The organism is Polynucleobacter sp. MWH-UH25E (assembly GCF_018687095.1).
Classification (GTDB): Bacteria; Pseudomonadota; Gammaproteobacteria; order Burkholderiales; family Burkholderiaceae; genus Polynucleobacter.
The window spans coordinates 17,536-43,892 of sequence record NZ_CP061286.1 but is presented as its reverse complement, the minus strand read 5'-3'; the positions used below and the strand labels follow the sequence as shown (position 1 = coordinate 43,892).

Below are 26,357 nucleotides of genomic sequence, written 5' to 3'. Positions count from 1 at the left end.
GGGCTGCTGGTTCAGCTGCAGGTTCTGCGGCTGGCGCAGCTTCTGCTACTGGGGCTACCTCTACAGGGGCTGCCGCTTCTGCTACTGGAGCAGGCGCTCCAGCTGCTTTTTGCGCAGCCACTGCGCCCAATACACGAGCCATCGCAGATACTGGGGCCAACATCACACCCAACAACGTTGATAACAACTCTTCACGGCTTGGAATTGTTGCGAGGGCTTTAACGCCTGCAACGTCCAACAACTTACCGTTGTATAGGCCAGCTTTAATCACTAGCAAATCTTGAGTCTTAGCAAAGTTCTGCAATACTTTTGCCGAAGCAATCGGATCAGCAGAAATGCCGTAGATCAAGGGGCCAACCATCGAATCAGCAAGAGGCTCAAACTGGGTGCCTTGCGCAGCACGACGTGCCAATGTGTTCTTCAAAACACGAAGATATACACCTTGGTCACGTGCGTTAGCACGTAGCTTTGTCAATTGCTCAACTGGAATACCACGGTATTCAGCGAGAACGACAGTTTGGGCTCCAGCCAATTGAGCGCCGACATCAGCAACAATCGCTTTTTTGTCTTGTACATTCAAAGGCACGGTTTAACTCCATAAAAACCAACTGTTTCCAGTTGGGGTTACACACCAGCGTCTGATCATTTGTTCACAAAGGTTCTTGTGAAAATCTTTTCAGGGTCGCCATCTGCGCTGGTCGCCACTTTCGTAACAATTAAGAATTAACTCTTTATTAGCAACTAATTCACCAACGGTCTTTGATGTTCGACTCTCACTTAAAAAGTGGGAGTCGACCCAAAGTTCTTTTTTGTTACAGGCTAATTAAGCTGCCGCCTGTAACGATGCTTGGTCTACACGCACGCCTGCACCCATGGTGCTGCTTACGGCAACCTTCTTTAAATAAATTCCCTTAGATGCAGGAGGTTTTGCTTTATTCAAAGCCTCAAGCAATGCGAGCAAGTTCGATTTCAATGCAGCTGGCTCGAATGAACGACGGCCAATGCTTGCATGCACGATACCGGCTTTGTCAACGCGGAACTGTACTTGACCAGCTTTTGCATTTTTCACTGCAGTTGCAACGTCAGGTGTAACTGTTCCAACTTTTGGATTTGGCATCAAACCACGTGGGCCCAATACTTGACCTAAAGTACCAACAATTTTCATTGTGTCTGGGGATGCGATCAACACATCAAAATCAATTTTGCCGCCTTTAATTTGTTCAGCCAAATCTTCCATGCCAACGATTTCTGCACCGGCAGCTTTAGCCTGTTCAGCCTTCTCGCCTTGTGCAAAAACAGCAACACGAACATGCTTACCTGTACCGGCTGGGAGCACAACCGCGCCACGCACAACTTGGTCAGATTTCTTGGCATCAATACCCAACTGAACAGCAACGTCGATAGACTCATCGAATTTAGCAGTTGCACACTCTTTAACGAGGTTCAACGCATCTTCTAATGGGTAAAACTTATTGCGATCTACTTTGGACTGAATTGCTTTTACGCGCTTAGATAATTTAGTCATGATTAGACTCCTTCCACAGTGATGCCCATGGAACGGGCGCTACCAGCGATTGTGCGAACTGCTGCATCCATATCAGCCGCTGTCAAATCTGGCATTTTTGCTTTAGCGATTTCTTCCGCTTGAGCACGAGTAATTTTTCCTACCTTATCGGTATGAGGACGTGGTGATCCTTTTTCGATCTTCGCAGCCTTCTTAATCATGATGGTTGCTGGAGGAGTCTTCATGATGAATGTGAAGCTCTTATCAGCGAACGCTGTAATCACAACTGGAATTGGCAGGCCAGGTTCCATGCTCTGAGTTTGAGCATTAAACGCCTTACAGAATTCCATAATGTTGAGGCCGCGTTGACCCAATGCTGGACCTACGGGTGGTGATGGGTTTGCTTTACCTGCAGGAATCTGCAGCTTAATAAAGCCAACAATCTTCTTTGCCATGTGTTGCTCCTTAAAGCGCGCCTATCCTCATTAGGAGAGACCGCTGTTGAGTTAACGCTTCGCTAGTTTTTGGCTTTCTAGCTCTGCTCCTCGGTTAATTACAAAATCTAAATAACCACTTAAAACGACTTGTACTACTTTTGCTGCACTGCAAAACAGGACTAAGTCCTTGTTTTTACATCTTTTCTACTTGGCCGAACTCCAGCTCAACTGGGGTACCGCGGCCAAAAATTGTAACAGAAACGCGCAATCTTGACTTCTCATAGTTCACTTCTTCAACGTTGCCATTAAAGTCTGTAAACGGACCTTCTTTAACGCGAACCATCTCACCCACCTCAAATAGAGTCTTAGGCTTAGGTTTATCCACCCCAGCCTGCATCTGATCCATGATTTTGGTGACTTCTGCGTTTGAAATCGGGCTTGGGCGGTTACGTACACCACCCACGAAACCGGTCACTTTTGGCGTGTTTTTCACCAAATGCCAGCTTTCGTCGGTCATTTCCATCTCAATTAAGACGTAGCCGGGGAAGAAGCGGCGCTCAGTAACAGACTTAGAGCCAGACTTCACCTCAACCACCTCTTCTGATGGGACCAAAATACGGCCAAATTTCTCAGGCATACCTGAACGAGCAATACGCTCCTCAAGGCCTTTTTTAACGCTTTTTTCCATGCCGGAATAGGCATGAATGACATACCAACGCTTATTACCAGCAGCTTGAGAATTTGCGACTACTTCTGAATCAGTCATTTTGCTTACTCACTTCCAGCCCAAAAGGACTGAAAAAACTAGCCATTCAATTAATTTGTCTGCAATCCACAAAAACAAGGACATGATCAGAACAAAGCCAAATACGACTAGAGTCATTTGAGTCGTCTCTTTACGAGTCGGCCAAACAACCTTTTTCACTTCATACCAAGAATCTTTTGCATAGGCGATAAAACGACGCCCATCAGGAGAAATTGCCACGATCATGACTGCAGCAGCAATGCCACCAAACAATACAGCCAAGCGCACCAACAAAGACTGGTCGATAAGCGTGTAGTAAAGCACTAACGCGGCAACGACGATTAAAGCAGCGAGGCCTGAGACCCAGCTGCTTTTTTCTTCAGAATGACTTGCAGTTTGTTGAGACATATTGCTTTCAGTTCAAATCGTGGCAGGGGCGGAGGGCATCGAACCCCCAACCTTTGGTTTTGGAGACCAACGCTCTGCCAATTGAGCTACACCCCTTTATTTCTAAAAACTTCTTAAGCCAAAATCTTTGCAACCACGCCGGCGCCAACAGTACGGCCACCTTCACGGATCGCAAAACGTAAACCTTCTTCCATCGCGATTGGGGCGATGAGTTTGACGGTAATGGTGACGTTATCACCAGGCATCACCATCTCTTTGTCTTTTGGCAACTCGATTGAACCTGTTACGTCCGTTGTACGGAAGTAGAACTGTGGACGATAGTTGTTAAAGAATGGAGTATGACGACCACCTTCATCTTTACCCAAGATGTAAACCTCAGCGGTAAAGTGAGTATGTGGAGTGATAGAACCTGGCTTAGCCAATACTTGGCCACGCTCAACTTCTTCACGTTTTGTGCCGCGCAACAAGATACCAACGTTGTCACCTGCTTGACCTTGGTCGAGCAATTTACGGAACATTTCAACACCAGTACAAGTGGTCTTGAGAGTTGGTTTGATACCAACGATTTCAATCTCTTCGCCAACCTTGATGATGCCGCGCTCAATACGACCGGTTACTACAGTACCGCGACCAGAGATTGAGAACACGTCTTCTACTGGCATCAAGAACGCACCGTCAACAGCACGCTCTGGAGTTGGGATGTATGTATCTAATGCTTCAGCCAATTTCATGATGGCTTCTTTACCCAATGGGCCTTCGTCGCCTTCTAATGCCAACTTAGCAGAACCACGGATGATTGGAGTGTCATCACCTGGGAAGTCATACTTAGACAGAAGTTCACGTACTTCCATTTCAACGAGCTCTAACAATTCAGCATCGTCAACCATGTCGCACTTGTTAAGGAACACCACGATGTATGGAACGCCAACCTGACGTGCCAAGAGGATGTGCTCACGAGTTTGTGGCATTGGGCCGTCTGCAGCAGAGCAAACCAAGATTGCGCCGTCCATCTGCGCAGCACCAGTAATCATGTTCTTAACGTAGTCAGCGTGTCCTGGGCAGTCAACGTGTGCATAGTGACGACCAGCAGTTTCATACTCAACGTGTGCTGTGTTAATCGTAATACCACGGGCTTTTTCTTCTGGAGCAGCATCGATCTGATCGTATGCTTTAGCTTCGCCACCGAATGCCTTTGAGAGCACGGTTGCGATTGCTGCTGTCAATGTGGTTTTACCGTGGTCAACGTGACCGATGGTGCCTACGTTTACGTGCGGTTTTGTCCGCTCGAACTTTTCTTTTGCCATTTTTGTCTGCCTTTAGTTAACTCTTAAAAACCAAAACACGAAATACACAATTAATAAAAACTAAGCCTGGTGCCCATGGGCAGGATCGAACTGCCGACCTCTCCCTTACCAAGGGAGTGCTCTACCACTGAGCCACATGGGCCTTTCTTTTTGCTACTAATACTGGAGCGGGATAAGAGAATCGAACTCTTGACCGAAGATTGGAAATCTGCTGTTTTACCATTAAACTAATCCCGCACATCTGGTGGAGGGGGTAGGATTCGAACCTACGTAGGCGTAGCCAACAGATTTACAGTCTGCCTCCTTTAGCCGCTCGGACACCCCTCCGCGAACCCAATATTCTGACTCCAAATGGAGTTTCTGTCAATCTCTCTAAACGCTTTGCACAAGTAAAAACGCCCAGACCTAAAGGGGTCTGGGCGTCGCTTTGGTGCCCGGCAGTTACCTACTTTCACACGGGTAATCCGCACTATCATCGGCGTAGAATCGTTTCACTGTCCTGTTCGAGATGGGAAGGAGTGGTTCCAATTCGCTATGGTCACCGGGCGTAGAGGGTTGAGTTGCTGATAAATCAACAACTCCATTTGAGTAAGCATGTAGTAAGGATGCAGATTAAATCTGGCAAACATCCAACACAATAGTGCTGGTTATAGGATCAAGCCTAACGGGCAATTAGTATCGGTTAGCTTAACGCATTACTGCGCTTCCACACCCGACCTATCAACGTTGTGGTCTTCAACGACCCTTTATGTAGGTTAAACCTACGGGAGATCTCATCTTCAGGCAAGTTTCCCGCTTAGATGCTTTCAGCGGTTATCTCTTCCGTACATAGCTACCCTGCGATGCTTCTGGCGAAACAACAGGTACACCAGCGGTACGTCCACTCCGGTCCTCTCGTACTAGGAGCAGCCCCCGTCAAATCTCCAACGCCCATGGCAGATAGGGACCAAACTGTCTCACGACGTTTTAAACCCAGCTCACGTACCTCTTTAAATGGCGAACAGCCATACCCTTGGGACCGGCTACAGCCCCAGGATGAGATGAGCCGACATCGAGGTGCCAAACACCGCCGTCGATATGAACTCTTGGGCGGTATCAGCCTGTTATCCCCAGAGTACCTTTTATCCGTTGAGCGATGGCCCTTCCATACAGAACCACCGGATCACTATGACCTGCTTTCGCACCTGCTCGACTTGTCGGTCTCGCAGTTAAGCACGCTTTTGCCATTGCACTTTAGGTACGATGTCCGACCGTACCAAGCGTACCTTCGTACTCCTCCGTTACACTTTGGGAGGAGACCGCCCCAGTCAAACTGCCTACCATGCACTGTTCCCGACCCGGATAACGGGCCAAGGTTAGAACCTCAAACAAATCAGGGTGGTATTTCAAGGACGGCTCCATCAGAACTAGCATCCTGATATCAACGCCTCCCACCTATCCTACACAGACCGGTTCAAAGTCCAATGCAAAGCTACAGTAAAGGTTCATGGGGTCTTTCCGTCTAGCCACGGGTAGATTGCATCATCACAAACATTTCAACTTCGCTGAGTCTCAGGAGGAGACAGTGTGGCCATCGTTACGCCATTCGTGCAGGTCGGAACTTACCCGACAAGGAATTTCGCTACCTTAGGACCGTTATAGTTACGGCCGCCGTTTACTGGGACTTCAATCAAGAGCTTGCACCCCATCATTTAATCTTCCAGCACCGGGCAGGCGTCACACCCTATACGTCCACTTTCGTGTTTGCAGAGTGCTGTGTTTTTATTAAACAGTCGCAGCCACCTTTTTATTGCAACCCTTTCGTCCTCCCCTTGTACAGGTTCAAACTACCAGGGCGTACCTTATCCCGAAGTTACGGTACAAATTTGCCGAGTTCCTTCTCCTGAGTTCTCTCAAGCGCCTTAGAATACTCATCTCGCCCACCTGTGTCGGTTTGCGGTACGGTCTTGTTAGACTGAAGCTTAGAGGCTTTTCTTGGAACCACTTCCAATTGCTTCGCGAATAAATTCGCTCGTCTCACGCCCTTGAATTACGCTACCGGATTTACCTAATAGCCATCTCCAACGCAAGAACCGGGACATCCAACACCCGGACAACTTTCCGCGATCCGTCCCCCCATCGCATCTAACAATGGTCAAGGAATATTAACCTTGTTCCCATCAGCTACGCATCTCTGCCTCGCCTTAGGGGCCGACTCACCCTGTTCCGATGAACGTTGAACAGGAAACCTTGGGCTTACGGCGAGGGGGCTTTTCACCCCCTTTATCGCTACTCATGTCAGCATTCGCACTTCTGATACCTCCAGCATCCTTTACAAGACACCTTCACAGGCTTACAGAACGCTCTCCTACCATCACATTGCTGTGATCCGCAGCTTCGGTTATATGCTTAGCCCCGTTACATCTTCCGCGCAGGACGACTCGATCAGTGAGCTATTACGCTTTCTTTAAAGGATGGCTGCTTCTAAGCCAACCTCCTGACTGTTTTAGCCTTCCCACTTCGTTTCCCACTTAGCATATATTAGGGACCTTAGCTGGCGGTCTGGGTTGTTTCCCTCTTGACACCGGACGTTAGCACCCGATGTCTGTCTCCCGTGCTCGCACTCGTAGGTATTCGGAGTTTGCTATGGCGCAGTAATCCGCAATGGACCCCACTACCATGACAGTGCTCTACCCCCTACGGTGATACACGAGGCACTACCTAAATAGTTTTCGGAGAGAACCAGCTATTTCCAGTTTTGTTTAGCCTTTCACCCCTATCCACAGCTCATCCCCTAACTTTTCAACGTTAGTGGGTTCGGTCCTCCAGTACGTGTTACCGCACCTTCAACCTGGCCATGGATAGATCAACTGGTTTCGGGTCTACACCCAGCAACTAGCGCCCTATTCGGACTCGCTTTCGCTACGCCTTCCCTATTCGGTTAAGCTTGCTACTGAATGTAAGTCGCTGACCCATTATACAAAAGGTACGCAGTCACCCCTTACGAGGCTCCTACTGTTTGTATGCACACAATTTCAGGATCTATTTCACTCCCCTCCCGGGGTTCTTTTCGCCTTTCCCTCACGGTACTTGTTCACTATCGGTCGATTACGAGTATTTAGCCTTGGAGGATGGTCCCCCCATATTCAGACAGGATTTCACGTGTCCCGCCCTACTTGTCTCTAGCCTAGTACCACTCAATAATTTTCACATACGGGACTATCACCCTTTATTGTTGGACTTTCCATTCCATTCTGTTAATTACTGAGCTATCACTAGAAGGCTCTTCCCATTTCGCTCGCCACTACTTTGGGAATCTCGGTTGATGTCTTTTCCTCTCGCTACTTAGATGTTTCAGTTCACGAGGTTCGCTTCACACACCCTATGTATTCAGGTGTGGATACCACAAAAGTGGTGGGTTTCCCCATTCAGAGATCCCCGGATCAAAGCTTATTTACCAGCTCCCCGGGGCTTATCGCAGGTTATAACGTCTTTCGTCGCCTGTAATCGCCAAGGCATCCATCATGTGCACTTATTCACTTGATCCTATAACGAGCACCATTGCTAGCACCTGTTACAGGTTTTACTTCTACTTCTGACATGTTTGCCGTAATCCAAACTGTAAGTACTTGTTAAGAACTTTGTAAAACTCGTTTGATATTACTGATTGATGATTCAATCTTTACCCTTATTACATTGTCAAACGCACTCTCAAAGATACGTTTGACACTTTGCTTACTCAAATTTTTAAAGAACAGCCATAAATGGCAAAACTAAACAATTTACTAATTGCTTAGTTTTGACATTTAAGAGTTGGTGGAGGATGACGGGATCGAACCGACGACCCCCTGCTTGCAAAGCAGGTGCTCTCCCAGCTGAGCTAATCCCCCAACGTCCACTAAGACCATATCACTACTGATTGGTGGGTCTGGTAGGACTTGAACCTACGACCCCTGCGTTATCAACACAGTGCTCTAACCAGCTGAGCTACAGACCCGTGGCTATTATTGTCAACCGATAAGTGTGGGCACTATAGCTCCAGCATCTTTTCTCTAGAAAGGAGGTGATCCAGCCGCACCTTCCGATACGGCTACCTTGTTACGACTTTACCCCAGTCATGAACCCTGCCGTGGCAGTCGCCCTCCTTGCGGTTAGGCTAACGGCTTCTGGCAAAACCCACTCCCATGGTATGACGGGCGGTGTGTACAAGACCCGGGAACGTATTCACCGCGACATTCTGATCCGCGATTACTAGCGATTCCAGCTTCACGTAGTCGAGTTGCAGACTACGATCCGGACTACGATGCATTTTCTGAGATTAGCTCCCCCTCGCGGGTTGGCAACCCTCTGTATGCACCATTGTATGACGTGTGAAGCCCTACCCATAAGGGCCATGAGGACTTGACGTCATCCCCACCTTCCTCCGGTTTGTCACCGGCAGTCTCTTTAGAGTGCTCTTGCGTAGCAACTAAAGACAAGGGTTGCGCTCGTTGCGGGACTTAACCCAACATCTCACGACACGAGCTGACGACAGCCATGCAGCACCTGTGTTCACTTTCTCTTACGAGCACCTAATGTATCTCTACTTCGTTAGTGACATGTCAAGGGTAGGTAAGGTTTTTCGCGTTGCATCGAATTAATCCACATCATCCACCGCTTGTGCGGGTCCCCGTCAATTCCTTTGAGTTTTAATCTTGCGACCGTACTCCCCAGGCGGCTGACTTCACGCGTTAGCTACGTTACTCAGGATGTAAATCCCGAACAACTAGTCAGCATCGTTTAGGGCGTGGACTACCAGGGTATCTAATCCTGTTTGCTCCCCACGCTTTCGTGCATGAGCGTCAGTGTTATCCCAGGGGGCTGCCTTCGCCATTGGTATTCCTCCACATATCTACGCATTTCACTGCTACACGTGGAATTCTACCCCCCTCTGACACACTCTAGCTATACAGTCACAGGCGCCATTCCCAGGTTAAGCCCGGGGATTTCACGCCTGTCTTGTATAACCGCCTGCGCACGCTTTACGCCCAGTAATTCCGATTAACGCTCGCACCCTACGTATTACCGCGGCTGCTGGCACGTAGTTAGCCGGTGCTTATTCTTCAGGTACCGTCATTCCCGGACTGTGTTAGAGCCGGTGTTTCTTCCCTGACAAAAGAGCTTTACAACCCGAAGGCCTTCTTCACTCACGCGGCATTGCTGGATCAGGGTTGCCCCCATTGTCCAAAATTCCCCACTGCTGCCTCCCGTAGGAGTCTGGGCCGTGTCTCAGTCCCAGTGTGGCTGATCGTCCTCTCAGACCAGCTACTGATCGTCGCCTTGGTGGGCTTTTACCCCACCAACTAGCTAATCAGGCATCGGCCGCTCTAATCGCGCGAGGTCTTGCGATCCCCCGCTTTCCCCCTCAGGGCGTATGCGGTATTAGCACAGCTTTCGCTGCGTTATCCCCCACGATAAGGTACGTTCCGATGTATTACTCACCCGTTCGCCACTCGCCACCAGGTGCAAGCACCCGTGCTGCCGTTCGACTTGCATGTGTAAGGCATGCCGCCAGCGTTCAATCTGAGCCAGGATCAAACTCTTCAGTTCAATTCCTGTGATCCTTGCGGATCGTCGCACTCATTCAAGAAATCGACTTGGTAAAAAACCAAATCTTACTGTCTATGAGTACTATTTATTTACATCTGTCCCGAAGGACTGGATGCTTTCACTTAGTACCCACAATTATCGGTTGACTAATTTTTAAAGAGGGCTGAATCGTTTTTTGAAAAACATTCAGCGAAGAAGCGAGACTATGACATACCCGAATAGGGTTGTCAACACCTTTTGCACTCTTTTTCTTAAAAAAAGCGAAGATTTTTCTTACTTTCTAAAAAACCTCAATAAAATCAGTCACATAAAACACGAAAAAAATTTCAATCTTTTTTGAGATTTTCTGCATTTTTAGCCTGTTTTTTGAAGTCTCAGGCGATTGAGTAGCGCTTCAAAAACCGCATTTGCGTGTAAGCCACACGCTAAGGGAAAACCCTGAAATTTTCCTTGATTAGTGCTAATATGTTGCTATGCACAATAAATTAGCGAACGATCACTCACCTTCCAACCCTTTTATGGTGGGGCAGGTGGTTCCTGTACGCGAATTACATGCAGGTCACAGGGACGCAATTCTCACTCATCTGCTCAAGCTTGGCGATGAAGACCGTCGCTTACGTTTTGGCACACAGACTCCCGACGAAGTCATTCATCACTACGTTGAACACCTAGATTTCAACCAAGATGCGGTTTTTGGTGTATTCAATGCTGATCTGGAGCTGATTGGTATGGCACACTTGGCCTATCTCCCAGAGATTAAAGGCCAAGCGCGTGCCGCTGAATTTGGAGTTTCTGTGCTGCCAGAGGGCAGAGCACAAGGGCTTGGCACTGCATTGCTCAATCGCTCTGCGGTGCACTCACGTAATAGCAATATACAAACGCTTTACGTTCACTGTCTTGCAAACAACAAAGCCATGATGCATTTAGCTCAAAAGGCTGGCATGAAAGTTGAGTATTCATACGGCGATGCTGATGCTTACCTCACGCTGCCACCAGCCAATCCAGGCACGATTGTTGAAGAAGCTGCAAATGAACAGTGGGCAGACTTTGATTACGCCTTAAAAGAAAATTTAAAACTTGCCAATCAAGCATGGTGGTGGTTTTTAGGAAAACCAAAACACGCGCGTTAATAAATAACGCAAAGGTTAGTTTGGTGCGCCACGCAAAATCCAACCCACCAATAAAGACAAATCAGCATCACTTAGCTTCGCGTTTGCAGGCATGGGTACTACGCCCCATGAGCCTGCACCGCCTTTAGTAATTTTGTTTTTTAAAAACGTTGTCGCGTTTTGATCATGTTGATATTTTTGTGCGACCGCTTGAAAACTAGGCCCAACAATTTTTTTGTCAACCGCATGACAACCTAAGCAAGCATTTTGTTTTGCAAGCGCAAATGCTTTTTGATCATCACTATTGCTATATGCTTTTGTTGCAAAGAAAAAAAGCGCCGTAAAAATAAAAACTATTTTTACGGGCGCATATTTTTGCAACATCACAGGACTGCTAAAGATTTATTGGAACTTTGGCGGACTGCTTGGTTGTGATTCATCAGCCTTGCCTTGTTTCTCTAGGCGATTTTTTTCTGCGTCAGAAATGATGTCAAAGTAAACATAAACATCTTTCACGCCATTGGTATTGCTGGCCACTTTCTTCGCAAGATCCGCCTCATTTTGAGTCAAGATTCCCATCAGATATACGCTTGTTCCTTCGGCCACTATAGACATAGAGTTTGATGGAAGCTTATCTGTAAAGATCATTTGCGTTTTTATTTTTGATTCGAGATAAGAATCATTGGCGCGAGCAGTGTATGTGCTGTTAGGGCCAATAACAATTTCGTTAAACACTGTGCGAGCATTCTTCATTGCTTTTATGTAAGCATCGGCCTCACCTTTGATGTCCGCATCTTTTGCCTCGCCAGTTAACAATACCTTCTGATTAAATGAAGTCACGTTAATGTGCGCGTTATCTCCAAATTTTTTCGACAGCGCTGCATTTGCTTGCATCTCAATTCCATTATCAATCGCTTGTACGCCTGGCGTACGACGATCAGCCATGACGCTGGCTCCAGCTGCAACCCCACCAACCACCAATACTCCACATGCGGAAAGTTGGGTAATAAGCAAAGCCGCAATCAAAGATTTGCTAATAAATTGTGTTTGCATAAAGGTACTTTGTATCGATGTAAAAAAATTAATCTAACAACACGTGATCAACGCCATCACATAAACCATGCAGCAGGACTAAATGAGTCTCCTGAATGCGAGCCGTACGCGTTGAAGGAGCGCATAAATGTATGTCATCTTTATCCAAAAGAGTCGCAATCTTTCCACCACCGTTTCCAGTAAGCGCGATAATTTTGATGCCAATCTTTTTCGCTGCTTCAATTGCCTTGACAACGTTCTTAGAGTTTCCAGAAGTAGAAATAGCCAACAAAACATCGCCTTTCTTGCCAAGACCTCGCACTTGTTTGCTAAATACTTCGTCGTAACTGTAGTCATTACCAACTGCAGTCAGAATTGAGCTGTCAGTGGTTAAAGCAATCGCGGCCAATTCTTGGCGCTCACGCTCAAATCGACCAATCAGCTCTGCAGCAAAATGCTGGGCATCAGCAGCTGAGCCGCCATTGCCACAAGCCATCACTTTGCCGCCCGACTGCAAACACTGCGCCATGGCCAGTACACCTTGAGCAACTGCATCTGGAAGTGTTTTTTCCGCCTCTTGCTTGACAGCAATGCTATCTAAAAAATGCTGGGATGCGCGCTGGCGCAAACGTTCAATCGTATCTTTGTTCATAGCAATATTATGCGCCAAGGTAACGCTCAATTTAGATGTCATCAGCTTAACTCAAAACAACGTATTCTCTTGTTATTGATCCATCTTCGGCAGACAATAAATCCATGGAATTTGCCTCATTCGATTTTTTAAAACAACAAGACTTGCCATCTGGGGCTTTGTACATGGTTGCAACACCCATAGGGAATATGGGTGATATCACGTTGCGCGCCCTACATATTCTCAATTCTGTTGATGGGATCGCTTGCGAAGATACGAGGCATAGCGCAGCTCTTTTGCGCCAGTTTGGCATTCATAAAAAGTGCATTGCACTTCATGATCACAACGAGCTTAGTGGTGCTCAAACTGTTATTCAGCATCTTTCAAATCATGAACGCTGGGCTTACATCTCTGATGCTGGCACCCCCGGAATCTCTGACCCAGGAGCTCGCTTAGTGGAGCAAGTTCAGATTGCTGGCTACCGTGTTATTCCGGTTCCTGGTGTAAGTTCAGTATCTTGCGCAATATCAGCATCGGGTTCAGTCATGCTGAACTCGGAAGGGCGCTTTCAATTCTTGGGTTTTTGGCCACATAAAACCAAAGATCGTGAAGCCTGTCTGCAAGACATCATCAATAGTAAAAAAGTGAGCATTTTTTTCGAATCGCCACACCATATTCGAGAAACGCTACTCTTGCTTGCAAAGTCCTTGGAAAAAGATCGGTCTCTTCTGATCTGCCGAGAGCTCACAAAAAAATTTGAGCAACTTGTTTCAATGCAAGCACAAGAACTTCCAGAATGGCTTGAAGATGCCGAGCATCTAAAAGGCGAATTTGTCATTCTTGTTGCAGGCCGCAAAGGCAATCCTGATGAGGCTCCAGACATTGATTCTCTTAATCGTTGGGCGCGTGCATTAACCCCATATCTGGGCAGCAAAGAAATTGCTACCGTGCTGTCGCAAACCTTAGGCCTTAACAAAAAAGATGCTTATCAAGTTGCCCTAGATGCAAAGGCAGAAGAGCACGAAAAATAAAAGCTGGCATATAGCCAGCTTTTAAAAATACAGATCTAAGAAATTATTTCGTAAATTACTTAGCCGCAGGTGCCTTTGGTTCTGGCAATTTTCCACCAGATGCATTGGCCATATAAACAACTGCGCGACCTAACTCATAATCGCTAACGTCGGCAGGACTTGATCCGCCACGTGCTGGCATTGCGCCCTTGCCTTTAAGTACAGAAGTCATCAATGAATCATAGCCCTTTGCAATACGTGGTGCCCAAGCTCCAGCGTCGCCAAATTTTGGAGCGCCGGCAGCGCCGGTTGCATGGCACGAAGAGCAAACCGCTTTGTAAACTTGCTCGCCAGTTTGCAATTCTTTAGGGCCGCTAGCATCTTTGAAATTGAGTTGAGCTACTGGCTTAATCAATTGCTCGGTCGTCGCTGTAGACTCGCCGCGCTTGCCGTTGTTAACGAACACCATCAACAACAAAATAATGATCAAGGGCACAAAAAAGCTTGCAAACACCATGATGATGAGTTGTTTTGGGGACTTAATCAGATTTCCGTGCTCGTTGCTCATAAGAATTTATCGTTTGACGGGTTTAGGGTTGTTTTGCGGTGATTATAACTAGAGAGTAGGGGTATAGGCACTTACAATAACGGGGTATCCAGTTTTTATGGGCGCCCGTAGCTCAGTGGATAGAGTATTGGCCTCCGAAGCCAAGGGTCGCAGGTTCGATTCCTGCCGGGCGCGCCAAAACACAAGGGGTTTTTGACTTACATCATGCGTAAAATCATGAAAACCGCTAAAATTTGGGTCTAACTTATTGATTCTTATCGTGTCTACACATTTAAATTCAGCCCTTTCAGAGCCATCCCTGACAAATCCCTTGCCACCTGAGGCGCCATTGCCGCACCGCAAAATTATTCGGAGCTGGCTTATCCCAATGGCCCAAGGTGAAACAGCCCGCGCAATTATGTTGCTGCTGATTGATTCACTCTTGTGGCTCGGCTGCATTGCCGGAACCGTATTTATTGAAAACGTTTTACTAAAAATTGTCTTTGGATTAATAGCTGGTTTTGTAACTGGCCGCATTTTTATTTTGGGTCATGATGCATGTCATCAAAGCTTCACCCCAAACCGCGAGCTAAACAAAGTGCTTGGACGTATTGCATTCTTGCCTTCACTCACACCCTACAGCCTGTGGGATGTTGGTCACAATGTTGTGCATCACGGACAAACTAATTTAAAGGGCTTTGACTTTGTTTGGGCTCCGCTTTCAAAAGAAGAATATGACGCCTTGCCCACATGGCGTAAGGCTCTAGAGCGCCTTTACCGTAGTGGCTGGGGTCCTGTTTTTTATTACTTAATTGAAATTTGGTGGAGACGCGAGTACTTCCCAAATGCAAAAAACAAACCTGGTGATCGCCCTATTTTCTTAAAAGACAATTTGCTCGTGACTGCGTTTGCAATTGTTTGGATTGGTTGTTTGATTGCTGGTGCGATCGCCACTAACCAATCAATTTGGATTGGCCTTCTTACCGGTTTTGCTATCCCATTTTTATTTTGGAACGGCATGATTGGGTTTGTGGTCTACGTTCACCATACCCACCCATCAGTTTCTTGGTATGACAAAAAATCGGAATGGTTGCGCGCCCAACCTTTTGTTTCAACTACTGTGCATTTAACTTTTAGCTGGATTTGGGGCTCTTTAATGCACCACATCATGGAGCACACCGCCCATCACGTGGATATGAGCGTGCCCCTATACCGCCTCCCAGAGGCTCAAAAAACCCTCGAAACCATCCTTCCAGAGCGTATTTTTATCCAAAAGTTCTCTTGGGAATGGTATTTCGATACTGCGCGCAAGTGCAAGCTTTACGATTTCCAAAACAAGGCTTGGTTGGATTTTGATGGGAACAAGACGGCGGACTCCGTCAGAGTGGTTCTATCCCCAGTACCAGCGGGACAAAACGGGTAAAATAGCTCTTTGTATAAAGATTTGCCTTACCCGGATTGCCCATGACTACATCGACTCCAGCTGCCGCACAAGATTCTTCACAGAGCCTGAAATTTTGCTCTTCTTGCAGTCGCGAAAAACGTCTTGAAGGTGGAACATGGATTCCTACTAGCAATCGCAAGCAACGTTGGATTTGCGCTAGCTGCTTATACAACCGCACGCACCGCACTGGTTCAGCAAAAACCTAATTAGCCGTAGCGGTACCTGCAATCATCGTGATTGCTAAGCCTTATCGCCCACATAAGGATTTGTTTTGCGCTCGTTGCCAAACGTCGACATAGGTCCATGTCCCGGCACAAACTGCACATCATCGCCCAAGGGCCACAATTTTGTTTTAATCGCATGAATTAAATCCGCATGGTTACCCCGCGGAAAATCTGTTCTACCAATAGAGCCTGCGAATAACACATCGCCAACAATTGCCAGGCGATCTTCTTTGTCATAAAAAATCACGTGTCCCGGTGTATGCCCAGGGCAATGAAATACTTCAAGATCTACATTGCCGACTTGCACATGATCGCCATCATTAAGCCAACGATTTGGTTCAAATACTTTGGCATGTCCAAATCCAAAACGAACGGTTTGCTCGGGCAACTGATCAATCCAAAAACGCTCGTCCTCTTGTGGCCCCTCAATAGGCACCCCAAGCTGATCTGATAAGTCTTTGGCGGCAGCGCAATGATCTAGGTGGCCATGCGTCAGCAAAATCTTTTTTACCTTGCCGCCCATTTGTTTTACGCCATCCAATATCTTTTCAATATCTCCGCCTGGATCCACTACAGCGGCATCACCTGTTTCCTGACAAACCAAAATCGAGCAATTTTGCTCAAAAGGGGTAACGGGTACTATTCCTAATTTAATTGGCATATTTAAAAGGCGGAAAAATGAATAACTTGTTAGCCCATAGTTTATGGGACTGCGAATAAAATGGATCTAAAGGATAAACAATGAATACCGAAGATACATTTAAATTCGCTGAAACTCATGAGTGGGCTGATCCAGAGGATGATGGCTTGGTGTGGGTCGGAATTAGCAACCACGCTCAAGAAGCGTTAGGCGACGTAATGTTTTTTCAGGCGCCCAAGCTTGGCCAGCAAGTAACGCAGGGTGAAGCCATCGCCGTTATTGAATCTGTAAAAGCGGCGAGCGACATTCACGCACCAGTAAGCGGTGAAATCGCGGCATTAAATGAAAGCGTAGATGCCAGCCCAGAATTGGTAAACCAAAGTCCATATGCTATTTGGTTATTCAAAATCAAACCAAGCTCTGAAGACACTTTGTCTTCAGATTTAAACCGGCTGATGAGCTTAGATCAATACAACTCTTCTGCCGGAGCGTAGGCTTGGCCTAAATAGATACCGGATCGCGCTCAATGAGCCAACGAATGCGATCTTCCTTGCTAATGCGACCCTGAGATCGGGATCGCAAATCCCCATCGACAACCTCTAAAACTGTTTGTAATCGCTTTCGATCAATAGACTCAATTAGCAGTTGAGCGCGCTCAACCCCGGCCACACGCATCATGCTTCTCGGAACTGGGTCATAAGCCTTTAAGCCAGAGCCTATCAGGCTCTGATCCTGCAATCGACCCTTGAGCTTGCTTAAAAAGCGTATTGCCTTATCAAGACTCTTGGCTTCTGCATGAACCAAAGCCTGATAACAGAAGGGGGGCAATTTTGCCTCTTCTCTTTCTGCGGCCAAATGGGCCAAAAATCCATCGACGTCGTGTCTCAATAAATACTGATAGACCGCTGCTTCAGGAAACTGAGTTTCGATATAAATATCGCCACTACGCTCGCCATCCTTATTTGCTCTTCCTGCACGACCCGCAACCTGAACAAGTTGGGCAAACAATCTCTCGGCCGCCCGAAAATCTTGCGAGAACAATCGACCATCAGCATCTAAGACAGCCACTAAACCGACATGTTGATAGTCGTGTCCCTTAGCAATCATTTGAGTGCCAACCACGATGTCGACATTGCCTTCGTGTATTTCTTGAAACAATTCTTCAGCGCCTTTGCTTTTGCGACTAGAGTCAGTATCCACACGCAATACCCTCGCATTTGGCCACCACTCTTCGATCGCATCTTCCAGCTTTTGGGTGCCCTGCCCCAAGGTTTTTAGATCAGCGTTGCCGCAATCAGGGCAGTGGCTAGGAATGCTTTTTACTAGGCCGCAATGATGACAACTTAAAACTGGTTTGCCGCCCAAAGCACCTGCTTTATGCATCACCATATAAGAGCTGCATTGATGACACTTAGATAACCATGAGCAAGCACTGCAACTCAGTACTGGTGCATAACCCCTTCGATTTATTAGAACGAGGCTTTGCTTACTTTCATCCAAATTTTTTTGTATCGCTGCAACAACCGGCTTACTTAAGGAAATGTTTAATCCTGGCTCCACTTTGTCGCACGGGCTAAGTTGATTTTGCGGATCCCGCAAATTAAGCAAATGCACACTTGGCAATGCCGCACCTTGAGCTCTTTGATCCAGCCGTAGGTGCTGATAACGACCAGCTTTGGCAGCCATCCATGTTTCTAGAGAAGGCGTTGCCGAAGATAGCACTATAGGAATTTTTAAATCGTGTGCACGCCATATGGCGAGATCTCTTGCGGAGTAACGTATGCCATCTTGCTGCTTATATGATGGATCATGCTCTTCATCCACCACAATAGCGCTCAGGTTCGGCAAGGGGGTCAATGCAGCTAACCTGGTGCCCAAAATAATTTGTGCTTCACCGGTAATCGCTTCATACCAAGCGGTGCCACGTTTTTTTTCAGAAACACCGCTATGCAACACTGCCATTTTCTTTTCTGGGAAATATGCTCGCACACGTCGCTCTAATTGGGGCGTTAAATTGATCTCTGGAACCAATATCAATGCCTGCGTCTTACTGTCGCCTAGAAGAGTATTCAACCAATGTAAAAAAACTGCGGTCTTACCGCTACCCGTTTGACCCTGTAGCAAAGCAGCATGAAATTTTTCATGCCCGCAAGAATCTTTTAACTGCGTCAAGGCAGATTTCTGGGCTTCATTCAACTCAGACTCCGCCACATATCCTTCAGCAATTCTTTTTTCAGACTCTTTTTTCTTTGGCTTTTTATTCTCATTAGCCAAGAGTGAACTCGATAGCTTTTCCCAAGAAGAAGGCTTTTTCCACATCTGCGGAATTGCTGGGATGATGGTTTCCCCAAGCCCGTGGATGTAATACTGGCTTGCAAAATTCATGAGACGTAAGGCTGCTGGATCCATTGGTGGCAATGGTGCTACCTGAGTAACAGCCTTTAATTTTTCTATTTCATAGTCAGAGTGAGTGCTTACTTTAATTACCACACCGACCAAAGAAGACCTACCAAATGGCACCTCAACCACATGCCCGATTTGTGGATCTAGCGCCAGACTTGTTTTGTCCCATAAGTAATCAAACCCTTGGGCAAGGGGCTTGTCTACAACAACTTGGACCACAATAGGTGAGGGCATCAGGTACTTCGTTTTATCTATTTTGCTTGTGGATAAGTCTGTGGATATCATCCAAAAACTTTGATTTATAAGCTAATTTACCAGCAAACTTTAAATGCTTCCCTTTTGATTAAATTAGCAAATTTTCTTTAATAATCAGTAATTTGCATTACTTTCCGAAAGCTTCTGTTTATCTTTTAACGCAATCTCACTGAATTTTCATTTTTAGATGTTGCTGTGCATAACTTTTATCGAAGATCCCTCCAAGAAAGTTAGCAATTACTCAGTATTATTGCTTTGTCCTTAAAGCCCTTGAGTGCTTAATCACGGTTTCCGCCAAAACAGAAACACTCTCCGGGGGAGTGAATTGGGAAATCCCATGGCCCAAGTTAAATACGTGACCATCCAAAGAATGTAAGCCGGATTTAAGTGGCGGGGCGCCTGCCAAATCATCCAAAATTGCACTGGCCTGTTTTGCGATTTGCTCTGGCTCAGAGAACAATATCAGTGGATCTAAATTGCCTTGCATGGCCAATGGTTTATCTAAGGCAACTAACTGCTTACGCGCCCGACTAAGTGAGATAGTCCAATCGAGTGCAATAACGTCTGCGCCAACCTGAGCCATATCGTTTAGCCAAATGGCACCACCCTTAGTAAACATAATGACTGGGACTTTTCTGCCATCGTGCTCTCTTGGTAATGCAGCAATCACTTTTTGCATCGATGCCAAAGACATTCTTTGATACCAACCATCTGGCAGCATCCCGCCCCAGGTATCAAAAATCATCAGCGCTTGTGCGCCCGCTTTCACTTGCTCAGTTAAGTACGTAGCCACTGATTGTGCATTGATATCCAAGATATGTTGCAACAAATCCGGGCGACTAAACATCATGGTTTTGGCATGACGAAAATCGTCTGAACTCGAGCCATCAATCATGTAGCAAGCCAAGGTCCAAGGGCTTCCCGAGAAGCCGATCAAAGGTACACGCTGCTTACCATCCTGCATTAATGCTTTACGAATTTCCGAAACAGCATCAAACACATATTTGAGCTCGCCCATATCGGCAGCACGTAGCTTCTTAACGGCCGCCTCATCACGCAAAGGATGATCAAAGCTGGGGCCTTCGCCCGCAGTAAATTTCAAGCCCAATCCCATGGCATCAGGAATGGTCAAAATATCAGAAAACAAAATTGCTGCATCCAATGGATATCGATCCAGGGGCTGAAGCGTTACTTCAGTGGCATATGCAGGATTTTTTGCGAGGCCAAGAAAGCTTCCAGCTCTTGCGCGAGTTGCGTTGTACTCAGGAAGATATCGGCCGGCTTGGCGCATGAGCCAAAGCGGTGTTTGATCTACCGCTTCGCCCAGGCAAGCCCTTAAAAACCGATCGTTTAACAGCAAGGAATAACCGGTTTTTATTTTTTACGACGGAAACGCGCAATTGCTGCCAGCTGTGCAGCAGCCATTGCGAATTCAGATTGGGCTAATGCCAAATCGAACTCTGTACCACGATTTTGCATGGCTTCTTCAGCGCGTTTCTTAGCTTCTAATGCTTTTGCTTCATCCAGATCATGACCGCGAATAGCGGTGTCTGCTAATACAGTTACATGATCAGGCTGAACTTCTAAATAGCCACCTGCTACAAAGACAAACTCTTCGTCGCCATCAGCTTTTTCAATACGAACTGAGCCTGGACGAATGCGTGTCATTAATGGAGTGTGGCCGCGCAAAATACCAAGCTCGCCACTCTCACCAGGAAGCGCTACAAACTTCGCTTCACCGCTGAAAATAGATTGCTCAGCACTTACTACATCGACGCGTATGGTTGACATAATTTCCCTAGATGAGTTCGATTAAAGCTTCTTCGCTTTCTCGATGGCTTCATCAATTGAACCCACCATGTAGAACGCTTGCTCAGGCAAGTGATCCAATTCACCACTAACGATCATCTTGAAACCACGGATGGTTTCTTTCAATGGAACGTATTTACCTGGTGAACCAGTGAACACCTCAGCAACGTGGAAAGGCTGGGACAAGAAACGTTGAATCTTACGAGCACGAGCCACAGCCAATTTGTCTTCTGGAGACAATTCGTCCATACCCAAAATCGCAATAATGTCACGCAATTCTTTGTAGCGCTGCAAAGTCATCTGTACTGAACGAGCCACTTCATAGTGCTCTTGACCAACCACTTGTGGGTCAAGCTGACGGCTGGTGGAATCCAATGGATCAACCGCTGGGTAAATACCCAAAGCAGCAATATCACGTGACAACACAACCGTGGAGTCTAAGTGCAAGAAGGTTGTAGCAGGTGATGGATCGGTCAAGTCATCCGCAGGAACGTAAACGGCCTGAATAGATGTCACAGAACCGGTCTTAGTAGAGGTAATACGCTCTTGCAACTTACCCATTTCTTCAGCCAATGTAGGTTGGTAACCCACAGCAGAAGGCATACGACCTAGCAACGCAGAAACTTCGGTACCGGCCAAGGTATAACGGTAAATATTGTCAACGAAGAACAAAATGTCACGACCTTCGTCACGGAACGCTTCAGCCATAGTCAAACCAGTCAACGCAACGCGCAAACGGTTGCCAGGAGGCTCGTTCATCTGACCGAACACCATCGCCACTTTGTCGATAACGTTAGATTCTTTCATCTCGTGGTAGAAGTCGTTACCTTCACGAGTACGCTCACCAACACCTGCGAACACTGACAAACCTGAGTGCTGCTTAGCGATGTTGTTAATCAATTCCATCATGTTCACGGTCTTACCAACACCCGCACCACCGAACAGGCCGACCTTACCACCCTTAGCAAATGGGCAAACCAAGTCAATAACCTTAATACCGGTTTCCAAGAGGTCTACAGAAGGAGAGAGCTCATCGAATTTTGGGGCTGGCTGGTGAATTGCGCGACGCTCTTCAGTTGCAATCGGGCCTGCATCATCAATTGGGCGACCCAAAACGTCCATAATGCGACCCAATGTTGCTGGGCCAACAGGAACAGAAATTGGCTTACCGGTAGACTTCACTTCCATGCCACGACGCAAGCCATCGCTTGCGCCCATCGCAATCGCGCGAACTACGCCATCACCGATTTGTTGCTGAACTTCAAAGGTCAAACCTTTTTCAGCAAATGATTTTTCGCCGCTTTCAACTAATGTCAACGCATCATAAATGTTTGGCATTTTGTCGCGTGGGAACTGAATGTCCACCACTGGACCGATACATTGCACGATATTTCCGTTACTCATCGCTTTCTCCGCTTTTAATTCCTGAATTCTTTCGTATTCCTAAATGCTGACCGCTTAAACCGCAGCCGCTCCACCAACAATTTCTGACAACTCCTTGGTAATAGCAGCTTGTCGTGTTTTGTTGTAATCCAATTGCAATTCACCGATCACGTTCTTCGCGTTATCAGATGCGGCTTTCATGGAAACCATGCGAGCAGATTGCTCAGATGCCATATTTTCAGCAACCGCTTGATAAATCATCGCTTCTACGTAACGCTTTAATAAGCCATTCAAAATAGACTCAGCATCGGGCTCATAAATGTAGTCCCAAGATGGTCCTGACTTATCTTCAGAGCTCAAAACTGCCGGCTCTAAGGGTAAAAGCTTTTCTAGAACGGGCTCTTGTTTCATAGCATTCACAAAGCGTGTGTATGCCAAATACACTGCATCAATCTCACCCCTCTCAAACGCTTCCAACTGGGCAGTGATTGCGCCAATCAAAACGTCCAAATGTGGCGTGTCGCCAATTTGAACAGTTTGAGAAATGAGTTTTGCTTTTGAACGATTCAAAAATTGAAGGCCTTTTGAACCAATCGCTGTGTACTCAATTTCAACATTTTTTGCTTGCAAATCGCGCACTTGGTTAGCAATCAAACGCAATACGTTGGTATTTAAACCGCCGCATAAACCTTTGTCTGTTGTAACCAAAATCGTGCCAACTTTCTTCACTTCGCGAGTTGCCATATAAGCAGGGCGGTACTCGGGATTTGCTTTGGAAAGATTGGCCACCATTTCACGAATTTTTTCAGCATATGGACGCGCATTACGCATGCGCTCCTGGGCGCGACGCATCTTCGATGCGGCGACCATTTCCATCGCTTTCGTGATCTTGCGCGTGTTTTGCACGCTCTTGATCTTGGATCGTATCTCTTTTGTGCCGGCCATGATTTACGCGTCCTTAGAAGGCTGCAGAACGCTTGTAGTCCTCAATCGCAGCGCGTAAAGCAGCTTCGTCTTCTTTGCTCAAATCTTTGGTCTCTTCAACGCGAGCAACTAAGTCAGCGTATTTTGATTTCAAGTGATCTTGCAAGCCTTTTTCGAAAGCCAATACATCTTTCACTTCGAGATCATCAAAATAACCGTTATTTACTGCGTAGAGTGAAGCGGCCATTTCCCAAACCTGGAGTGGCTTGTACTGAGCTTGTTTACACAATTCAGTAACACGACGACCACGCTCGAGCTGTTTGCGGGTTGCTTCGTCAAGGTCAGACGCGAACTGAGCAAAAGCTGCCAATTCACGATACTGCGCCAAGTCAGTACGAATACCGCCAGACAATTTCTTAATAACTTTAGTTTGTGCTGCACCACCAACGCGAGAAACAGAAATACCAGCGTTAATTGCAGGACGCACACCAGCGTTGAACAAATCAGTTTCCAAGAAGATCTGACCGTCAGTAATCGAAATCACGTTAGTTGGAACGAACGCAGAAACGTCACCAGCTTGAGTTTCAATAATTGGCAATGCTGTCAAAGAACCCGTTTTGCCTTTTACCGCGCCGTTGGTGAACTTCTCAACGTAATCAGCATTTACACGAGCAGCGCGCTCGAGCAAGCGTGAGTGAAGGTAGAACACGTCACCAGGATAAGCTTCGCGGCCTGGTGGGCGGCGGAGCAATAAAGAGATTTGACGATAAGCAACCGCTTGCTTGGTCAAGTCATCATAAACAATCAAAGCGTCTTCACCGCGATCGCGGAAGTATTCGCCCATTGTGCAACCAGCGTATGCAGAAAGGTACTGCATAGCTGCAGACTCAGATGCGCTTGCTGCAACAACAATGGTGTAATCCATTGCGCCGTTTTCTGTAAGCTTACGAACAACGTTTGCAATAGTAGAAGCTTTTTGACCAATCGCTACGTAAACGCAATATACGCCTTTACCTTTTTGGTTAATGATCGCGTCAACCGCAACTGCTGTCTTACCAGTTTGACGGTCGCCAATGATCAACTCACGCTGACCACGACCAATAGGAACCATCGCATCAATCGCCTTCAAGCCAGTTTGAACTGGCTGGCTAACAGATTGACGGGCGATAACACCAGGAGCAACTTTTTCAATAAAGTCAGTTAATTTGGTATTGATTGGGCCTTTGCCATCGATCGGCTGACCAAGCGCATTCACTACGCGACCGAGCAACTCCGGGCCAACAGGGACTTCCAAAATACGGCCGGTACATTTAACAGGGTCGCCTTCTTTAACGTGGGTGTACTCACCCAACACCACAGCACCAACAGAGTCACGCTCAAGGTTCAAAGCGAGACCGATTGTGTTGTTAGGGAACTCCAACATTTCGCCTTGCATTACGCCAGACAAACCATGTACACGGCAAATACCGTCGGTCACTGAAATTACAGTGCCTTCGTTGCGAACTTGGGAGTCAACGCCCAATTCGCTAATTCGGCTTTTGATCAGTTCGCTGATCTCGGAAGGATTGAGTTGCATTACTTACTCCTGGGTCTTATTTCGTATGTTCTTAATAGGGATAACTTATGCGCCAAGACTTGCTTGCATTTGAGCTAACTGTGCCTTGACAGAACTATCCATCACCTCGTCACCAACTTGAATGCGAACTCCGCCAATCAATGCTGGATCAACCTGAATAGTTGGGCGCAATTCTTTACCCCCAAAGCGCTTCTTCAAACTTGACAACAAATCATTTAGCGCAGAACCCTCTAAAGGGAATGCGCTGGTAATCATTACTTCTGCAGCACCTTCGCTCTTGTTCTTCATCGCCTCAAACTGATGGGCAATTTCTGGAACAGCTGCTAAGCGGTGGTTTTGATTCACAAGATTTAAAAAGCTAGCAACCTTAGGATCTAATTTGGTTTTCACCATGCCAGAAAGTAACTTGCTCAAATCATCAGCGGAGACTTTTGGGTTGTTTGATAAAGCAGCAACTTCAGGCAAAGCAGCAAGCTGTGCCAACTCGTTTAACTGCTCTAAGCAACCAGCGAGCTCCGCTGGCTTTGCGCTTTGAAAAAGCGCTTCAGCGTAAGGACGTGCAATAGTGGCTAAATCAGCCATATCAAAGTTCTGCCTTTAGTTGGTCAAGCAATTGGCCATGCGCTTTTGCATCAACTTCACGACGCAAAATTTGCTCAGCACCTTTAACAGCAAGAACAGCAACTTCAGCGCGCAACAATTCGCGTGCGCGTGTGACTTGTTGATCCGCATCTTGCTTTGCTTGAGAAATGATTCGAGCAGCTTCGGCTTGTGCGTTTGCACGAATTTCTTCGGCAGACATTTGTGCACGTTTTTCAGCTTCGGCAACGCGTTGAACGCCTTCTTGGCGTGCTTTGTTTAGTTCTAGCTCGGCTTCATTGCTTGCCAATGCTAGCGCTTCTTTGCCGCGCTCGGCAGCAGCTAAACCATCGGCAATTTTGCTTGAACGCTCATCTAACGCCTTAACTAGTGGTGGCCACACGAAGCGTGCAACAACCCACCATAAGACGAAGAAAACGATCATTTGCGCGAATAGGGTCGCGTTCAGATTCACGATATTCCTTTCAGTATTGTTGAGAACAGTTGGATGACCCCTTGGTCATCCATGCCAAAACAATTACTTGATAACTGCGAGCAGTGGGTTTGCGAAAGCAAACAACATTGCAACACCAACGCCGATCAAGAACGCAGCGTCGATCAAACCAGCCAAAAGGAACATCTTAGTTTGGAGTGGCTCCATCAATTCTGGTTGACGTGCACAAGCTTCGATGTACTTGCCACCCATCAATGCGATACCCAAACAAGCACCGATCGCGCCGAGGCCGATGATGATGCCGATACAAATCGCTGTGAAACCTTGAATGTTTGCGAGAAATTGTTGCATGTTGCTGACTCCTGAAGTTA

At 46.8% G+C, this 26,357-nt stretch carries 24 protein-coding genes, 7 tRNA genes, 3 rRNA genes and 1 pseudogene; 6 read left to right on the top strand and 29 right to left on the bottom strand.

Annotated elements, in window-relative coordinates; genetic code table 11:
- Positions 1-67 precede the first annotated feature (67 nt).
- The 15 genes and pseudogenes from rplJ to ICV39_RS00190 form a co-directional block, all read right to left on the bottom strand.
- Positions 68-586, bottom strand: a pseudogene (rplJ, locus tag ICV39_RS00260) (50S ribosomal protein L10); the annotation flags it as partial.
- A 237-nt stretch (positions 587-823) separates the two neighbouring features.
- Positions 824-1,525, bottom strand: coding sequence for a 50S ribosomal protein L1 (gene rplA / locus ICV39_RS00255; protein WP_215389955.1), 702 nt, complete (start codon positions 1,523-1,525; stop codon positions 824-826).
- A gap of 2 nt (positions 1,526-1,527) precedes the next feature.
- The gene (gene rplK / locus ICV39_RS00250; RefSeq protein ID WP_173954844.1) at positions 1,528-1,959 is read right to left on the bottom strand and encodes a 50S ribosomal protein L11; all 432 of its coding nucleotides are present in this window, start codon (positions 1,957-1,959) and stop codon (positions 1,528-1,530) included.
- 175 nt (positions 1,960-2,134) lie between these two features.
- Positions 2,135-2,707: a transcription termination/antitermination protein NusG gene (gene nusG / locus ICV39_RS00245; RefSeq protein ID WP_215389954.1), complete on the bottom strand. Its 573-nt coding sequence runs from the start codon at positions 2,705-2,707 to the stop codon at positions 2,135-2,137.
- A gap of 9 nt (positions 2,708-2,716) precedes the next feature.
- Positions 2,717-3,094 (bottom strand): preprotein translocase subunit SecE, encoded by a 378-nt coding sequence (gene secE, locus ICV39_RS00240; protein WP_215389953.1) that lies wholly within the window; start codon positions 3,092-3,094, stop codon positions 2,717-2,719.
- A gap of 20 nt (positions 3,095-3,114) precedes the next feature.
- A tRNA-Trp gene (locus ICV39_RS00235) sits at positions 3,115-3,190 on the bottom strand.
- Positions 3,191-3,207: 17 nt separating this feature from the next.
- Positions 3,208-4,398, bottom strand: coding sequence for an elongation factor Tu (gene tuf / locus ICV39_RS00230; protein WP_173954841.1), 1,191 nt, complete (start codon positions 4,396-4,398; stop codon positions 3,208-3,210).
- 67 nt (positions 4,399-4,465) lie between these two features.
- A tRNA-Thr gene (locus tag ICV39_RS00225) sits at positions 4,466-4,540 on the bottom strand.
- 21 nt (positions 4,541-4,561) lie between these two features.
- Positions 4,562-4,635 (bottom strand) — tRNA-Gly (locus ICV39_RS00220).
- A gap of 5 nt (positions 4,636-4,640) precedes the next feature.
- Positions 4,641-4,725 (bottom strand) — tRNA-Tyr (locus ICV39_RS00215).
- A gap of 105 nt (positions 4,726-4,830) precedes the next feature.
- Positions 4,831-4,944, bottom strand: a 5S ribosomal RNA gene (gene rrf, locus ICV39_RS00210).
- Positions 4,945-5,049: 105 nt separating this feature from the next.
- Positions 5,050-7,923 (bottom strand): 23S ribosomal RNA (locus tag ICV39_RS00205).
- 268 nt (positions 7,924-8,191) lie between these two features.
- Positions 8,192-8,267: transfer RNA gene (locus tag ICV39_RS00200), tRNA-Ala, on the bottom strand.
- A 30-nt stretch (positions 8,268-8,297) separates the two neighbouring features.
- Positions 8,298-8,374: transfer RNA gene (locus ICV39_RS00195), tRNA-Ile, on the bottom strand.
- A 59-nt stretch (positions 8,375-8,433) separates the two neighbouring features.
- Positions 8,434-9,966: ribosomal RNA gene (locus ICV39_RS00190) — 16S ribosomal RNA — on the bottom strand.
- Together the 16S, 23S and 5S rRNA genes with 5 tRNA genes alongside form the textbook arrangement of a ribosomal RNA operon.
- 473 nt (positions 9,967-10,439) lie before the next feature.
- Here ICV39_RS00190 and ICV39_RS00185 point away from each other — a divergent pair.
- Positions 10,440-11,096: a GNAT family N-acetyltransferase gene (locus ICV39_RS00185; protein ID WP_215389952.1), complete on the top strand. Its 657-nt coding sequence runs from the start codon at positions 10,440-10,442 to the stop codon at positions 11,094-11,096.
- 15 nt (positions 11,097-11,111) lie between these two features.
- Here ICV39_RS00185 and ICV39_RS00180 read toward each other — a convergent pair whose 3' ends face one another.
- The 3 genes from ICV39_RS00180 to ICV39_RS00170 are packed head-to-tail and all read right to left on the bottom strand — an operon-like array spanning position 11,112 to position 12,759.
- On the bottom strand, positions 11,112-11,459 hold the full coding sequence (locus tag ICV39_RS00180; RefSeq protein WP_215389950.1) for a c-type cytochrome: 348 nt from the start codon (positions 11,457-11,459) through the stop codon (positions 11,112-11,114).
- A gap of 18 nt (positions 11,460-11,477) precedes the next feature.
- Entirely contained in the window at positions 11,478-12,128 is a 651-nt protein-coding gene (locus ICV39_RS00175; protein WP_215389949.1) for a BON domain-containing protein, read from the bottom strand.
- 28 nt (positions 12,129-12,156) lie between these two features.
- Positions 12,157-12,759, bottom strand: coding sequence for a phosphoheptose isomerase (locus tag ICV39_RS00170; protein ID WP_215390808.1), 603 nt, complete (start codon positions 12,757-12,759; stop codon positions 12,157-12,159).
- Positions 12,760-12,863: 104 nt separating this feature from the next.
- Between ICV39_RS00170 and rsmI the strand changes: the two genes are divergently transcribed.
- Positions 12,864-13,769, top strand: coding sequence for a 16S rRNA (cytidine(1402)-2'-O)-methyltransferase (rsmI, locus tag ICV39_RS00165; RefSeq protein WP_215389948.1), 906 nt, complete (start codon positions 12,864-12,866; stop codon positions 13,767-13,769).
- A 55-nt stretch (positions 13,770-13,824) separates the two neighbouring features.
- On the opposite strand, the gene ICV39_RS00160 is transcribed toward rsmI, so the two are convergent.
- On the bottom strand, positions 13,825-14,316 hold the full coding sequence (locus ICV39_RS00160) for a cytochrome c5 family protein (protein ID WP_215389947.1): 492 nt from the start codon (positions 14,314-14,316) through the stop codon (positions 13,825-13,827).
- Between the two features lie 101 nt (positions 14,317-14,417).
- Here ICV39_RS00160 and ICV39_RS00155 point away from each other — a divergent pair.
- From ICV39_RS00155 to ICV39_RS00145, 3 genes are all read left to right on the top strand, one after another.
- Positions 14,418-14,493 (top strand) — tRNA-Arg (locus ICV39_RS00155).
- 190 nt (positions 14,494-14,683) lie between these two features.
- Entirely contained in the window at positions 14,684-15,718 is a 1,035-nt protein-coding gene (locus ICV39_RS00150) for a fatty acid desaturase (RefSeq protein ID WP_215390807.1), read from the top strand.
- Positions 15,719-15,759: 41 nt separating this feature from the next.
- Positions 15,760-15,945 carry a hypothetical protein gene (locus ICV39_RS00145; protein ID WP_173954835.1) on the top strand — a complete coding sequence of 62 codons (186 nt, stop codon included), beginning with the start codon at positions 15,760-15,762 and terminating at the stop codon, positions 15,943-15,945.
- Positions 15,946-15,979: 34 nt separating this feature from the next.
- On the opposite strand, the gene ICV39_RS00140 is transcribed toward ICV39_RS00145, so the two are convergent.
- Positions 15,980-16,624 (bottom strand): MBL fold metallo-hydrolase, encoded by a 645-nt coding sequence (locus tag ICV39_RS00140; protein ID WP_305848928.1) that lies wholly within the window; start codon positions 16,622-16,624, stop codon positions 15,980-15,982.
- Positions 16,625-16,704: 80 nt separating this feature from the next.
- On the opposite strand from ICV39_RS00140, the gene gcvH reads away from it, so the two are divergent.
- Positions 16,705-17,097 carry a glycine cleavage system protein GcvH gene (gene gcvH / locus ICV39_RS00135; protein ID WP_215389946.1) on the top strand — a complete coding sequence of 131 codons (393 nt, stop codon included), beginning with the start codon at positions 16,705-16,707 and terminating at the stop codon, positions 17,095-17,097.
- Positions 17,098-17,104: 7 nt separating this feature from the next.
- On the opposite strand, the gene priA is transcribed toward gcvH, so the two are convergent.
- The 9 genes from priA to atpE all read right to left on the bottom strand — a co-directional run bounded on the left by priA (position 17,105) and on the right by atpE (position 26,337).
- Positions 17,105-19,240 carry a primosomal protein N' gene (gene priA / locus ICV39_RS00130; protein ID WP_215389945.1) on the bottom strand — a complete coding sequence of 712 codons (2,136 nt, stop codon included), beginning with the start codon at positions 19,238-19,240 and terminating at the stop codon, positions 17,105-17,107.
- Between the two features lie 268 nt (positions 19,241-19,508).
- The gene (gene hemE / locus ICV39_RS00125; RefSeq protein WP_215389944.1) at positions 19,509-20,621 is read right to left on the bottom strand and encodes a uroporphyrinogen decarboxylase; all 1,113 of its coding nucleotides are present in this window, start codon (positions 20,619-20,621) and stop codon (positions 19,509-19,511) included.
- A 14-nt stretch (positions 20,622-20,635) separates the two neighbouring features.
- On the bottom strand, positions 20,636-21,052 hold the full coding sequence (locus ICV39_RS00120) for a F0F1 ATP synthase subunit epsilon (RefSeq protein ID WP_215316641.1): 417 nt from the start codon (positions 21,050-21,052) through the stop codon (positions 20,636-20,638).
- A gap of 21 nt (positions 21,053-21,073) precedes the next feature.
- Complete coding sequence (gene atpD / locus ICV39_RS00115) at positions 21,074-22,474, bottom strand: F0F1 ATP synthase subunit beta (RefSeq protein WP_112202554.1); 1,401 nt, start codon at positions 22,472-22,474, stop codon at positions 21,074-21,076.
- A 54-nt stretch (positions 22,475-22,528) separates the two neighbouring features.
- Positions 22,529-23,398, bottom strand: coding sequence for a F0F1 ATP synthase subunit gamma (atpG, locus tag ICV39_RS00110; protein WP_215389943.1), 870 nt, complete (start codon positions 23,396-23,398; stop codon positions 22,529-22,531).
- A 13-nt stretch (positions 23,399-23,411) separates the two neighbouring features.
- Complete coding sequence (gene atpA, locus ICV39_RS00105; RefSeq protein ID WP_215389942.1) at positions 23,412-24,953, bottom strand: F0F1 ATP synthase subunit alpha; 1,542 nt, start codon at positions 24,951-24,953, stop codon at positions 23,412-23,414.
- Between the two features lie 45 nt (positions 24,954-24,998).
- Complete coding sequence (locus tag ICV39_RS00100; protein ID WP_173954828.1) at positions 24,999-25,535, bottom strand: F0F1 ATP synthase subunit delta; 537 nt, start codon at positions 25,533-25,535, stop codon at positions 24,999-25,001.
- Position 25,536: 1 nt separating this feature from the next.
- Positions 25,537-26,007: a F0F1 ATP synthase subunit B gene (locus tag ICV39_RS00095; RefSeq protein WP_173954827.1), complete on the bottom strand. Its 471-nt coding sequence runs from the start codon at positions 26,005-26,007 to the stop codon at positions 25,537-25,539.
- Between the two features lie 63 nt (positions 26,008-26,070).
- On the bottom strand, positions 26,071-26,337 hold the full coding sequence (gene atpE, locus ICV39_RS00090; protein WP_114639407.1) for a F0F1 ATP synthase subunit C: 267 nt from the start codon (positions 26,335-26,337) through the stop codon (positions 26,071-26,073).
- Positions 26,338-26,357: the final 20 nt, after the last annotated feature.

Coding starts and splice junctions, on each gene's coding strand:
- ICV39_RS00100 (WP_173954828.1), bottom strand. CDS start 25,535: ATGGCTGATTTAGCCACTATTGCACGTCCTTACGCTGAAGCGCTTTTT.
- rplA (WP_215389955.1), bottom strand. CDS start 1,525: ATGACTAAATTATCTAAGCGCGTAAAAGCAATTCAGTCCAAAGTAGAT.
- ICV39_RS00175 (WP_215389949.1), bottom strand. CDS start 12,128: ATGCAAACACAATTTATTAGCAAATCTTTGATTGCGGCTTTGCTTATT.
- rsmI (WP_215389948.1), top strand. CDS start 12,864: ATGGAATTTGCCTCATTCGATTTTTTAAAACAACAAGACTTGCCATCT.
- ICV39_RS00180 (WP_215389950.1), bottom strand. CDS start 11,459: ATGTTGCAAAAATATGCGCCCGTAAAAATAGTTTTTATTTTTACGGCG.
- ICV39_RS00170 (WP_215390808.1), bottom strand. CDS start 12,759: ATGAACAAAGATACGATTGAACGTTTGCGCCAGCGCGCATCCCAGCAT.
- ICV39_RS00145 (WP_173954835.1), top strand. CDS start 15,760: ATGACTACATCGACTCCAGCTGCCGCACAAGATTCTTCACAGAGCCTG.
- rplK (WP_173954844.1), bottom strand. CDS start 1,959: ATGGCAAAGAAGATTGTTGGCTTTATTAAGCTGCAGATTCCTGCAGGT.
- atpD (WP_112202554.1), bottom strand. CDS start 22,474: ATGAGTAACGGAAATATCGTGCAATGTATCGGTCCAGTGGTGGACATT.
- ICV39_RS00185 (WP_215389952.1), top strand. CDS start 10,440: ATGCACAATAAATTAGCGAACGATCACTCACCTTCCAACCCTTTTATG.
- tuf (WP_173954841.1), bottom strand. CDS start 4,398: ATGGCAAAAGAAAAGTTCGAGCGGACAAAACCGCACGTAAACGTAGGC.
- ICV39_RS00140 (WP_305848928.1), bottom strand. CDS start 16,624: ATGCCAATTAAATTAGGAATAGTACCCGTTACCCCTTTTGAGCAAAAT.
- nusG (WP_215389954.1), bottom strand. CDS start 2,707: ATGACTGATTCAGAAGTAGTCGCAAATTCTCAAGCTGCTGGTAATAAG.
- ICV39_RS00150 (WP_215390807.1), top strand. CDS start 14,684: ATGGCCCAAGGTGAAACAGCCCGCGCAATTATGTTGCTGCTGATTGAT.
- priA (WP_215389945.1), bottom strand. CDS start 19,240: ATGCCCTCACCTATTGTGGTCCAAGTTGTTGTAGACAAGCCCCTTGCC.
- atpG (WP_215389943.1), bottom strand. CDS start 23,398: ATGGCCGGCACAAAAGAGATACGATCCAAGATCAAGAGCGTGCAAAAC.
- secE (WP_215389953.1), bottom strand. CDS start 3,094: ATGTCTCAACAAACTGCAAGTCATTCTGAAGAAAAAAGCAGCTGGGTC.
- atpA (WP_215389942.1), bottom strand. CDS start 24,953: ATGCAACTCAATCCTTCCGAGATCAGCGAACTGATCAAAAGCCGAATT.
- ICV39_RS00120 (WP_215316641.1), bottom strand. CDS start 21,052: ATGTCAACCATACGCGTCGATGTAGTAAGTGCTGAGCAATCTATTTTC.
- ICV39_RS00160 (WP_215389947.1), bottom strand. CDS start 14,316: ATGAGCAACGAGCACGGAAATCTGATTAAGTCCCCAAAACAACTCATC.
- atpE (WP_114639407.1), bottom strand. CDS start 26,337: ATGCAACAATTTCTCGCAAACATTCAAGGTTTCACAGCGATTTGTATC.
- gcvH (WP_215389946.1), top strand. CDS start 16,705: ATGAATACCGAAGATACATTTAAATTCGCTGAAACTCATGAGTGGGCT.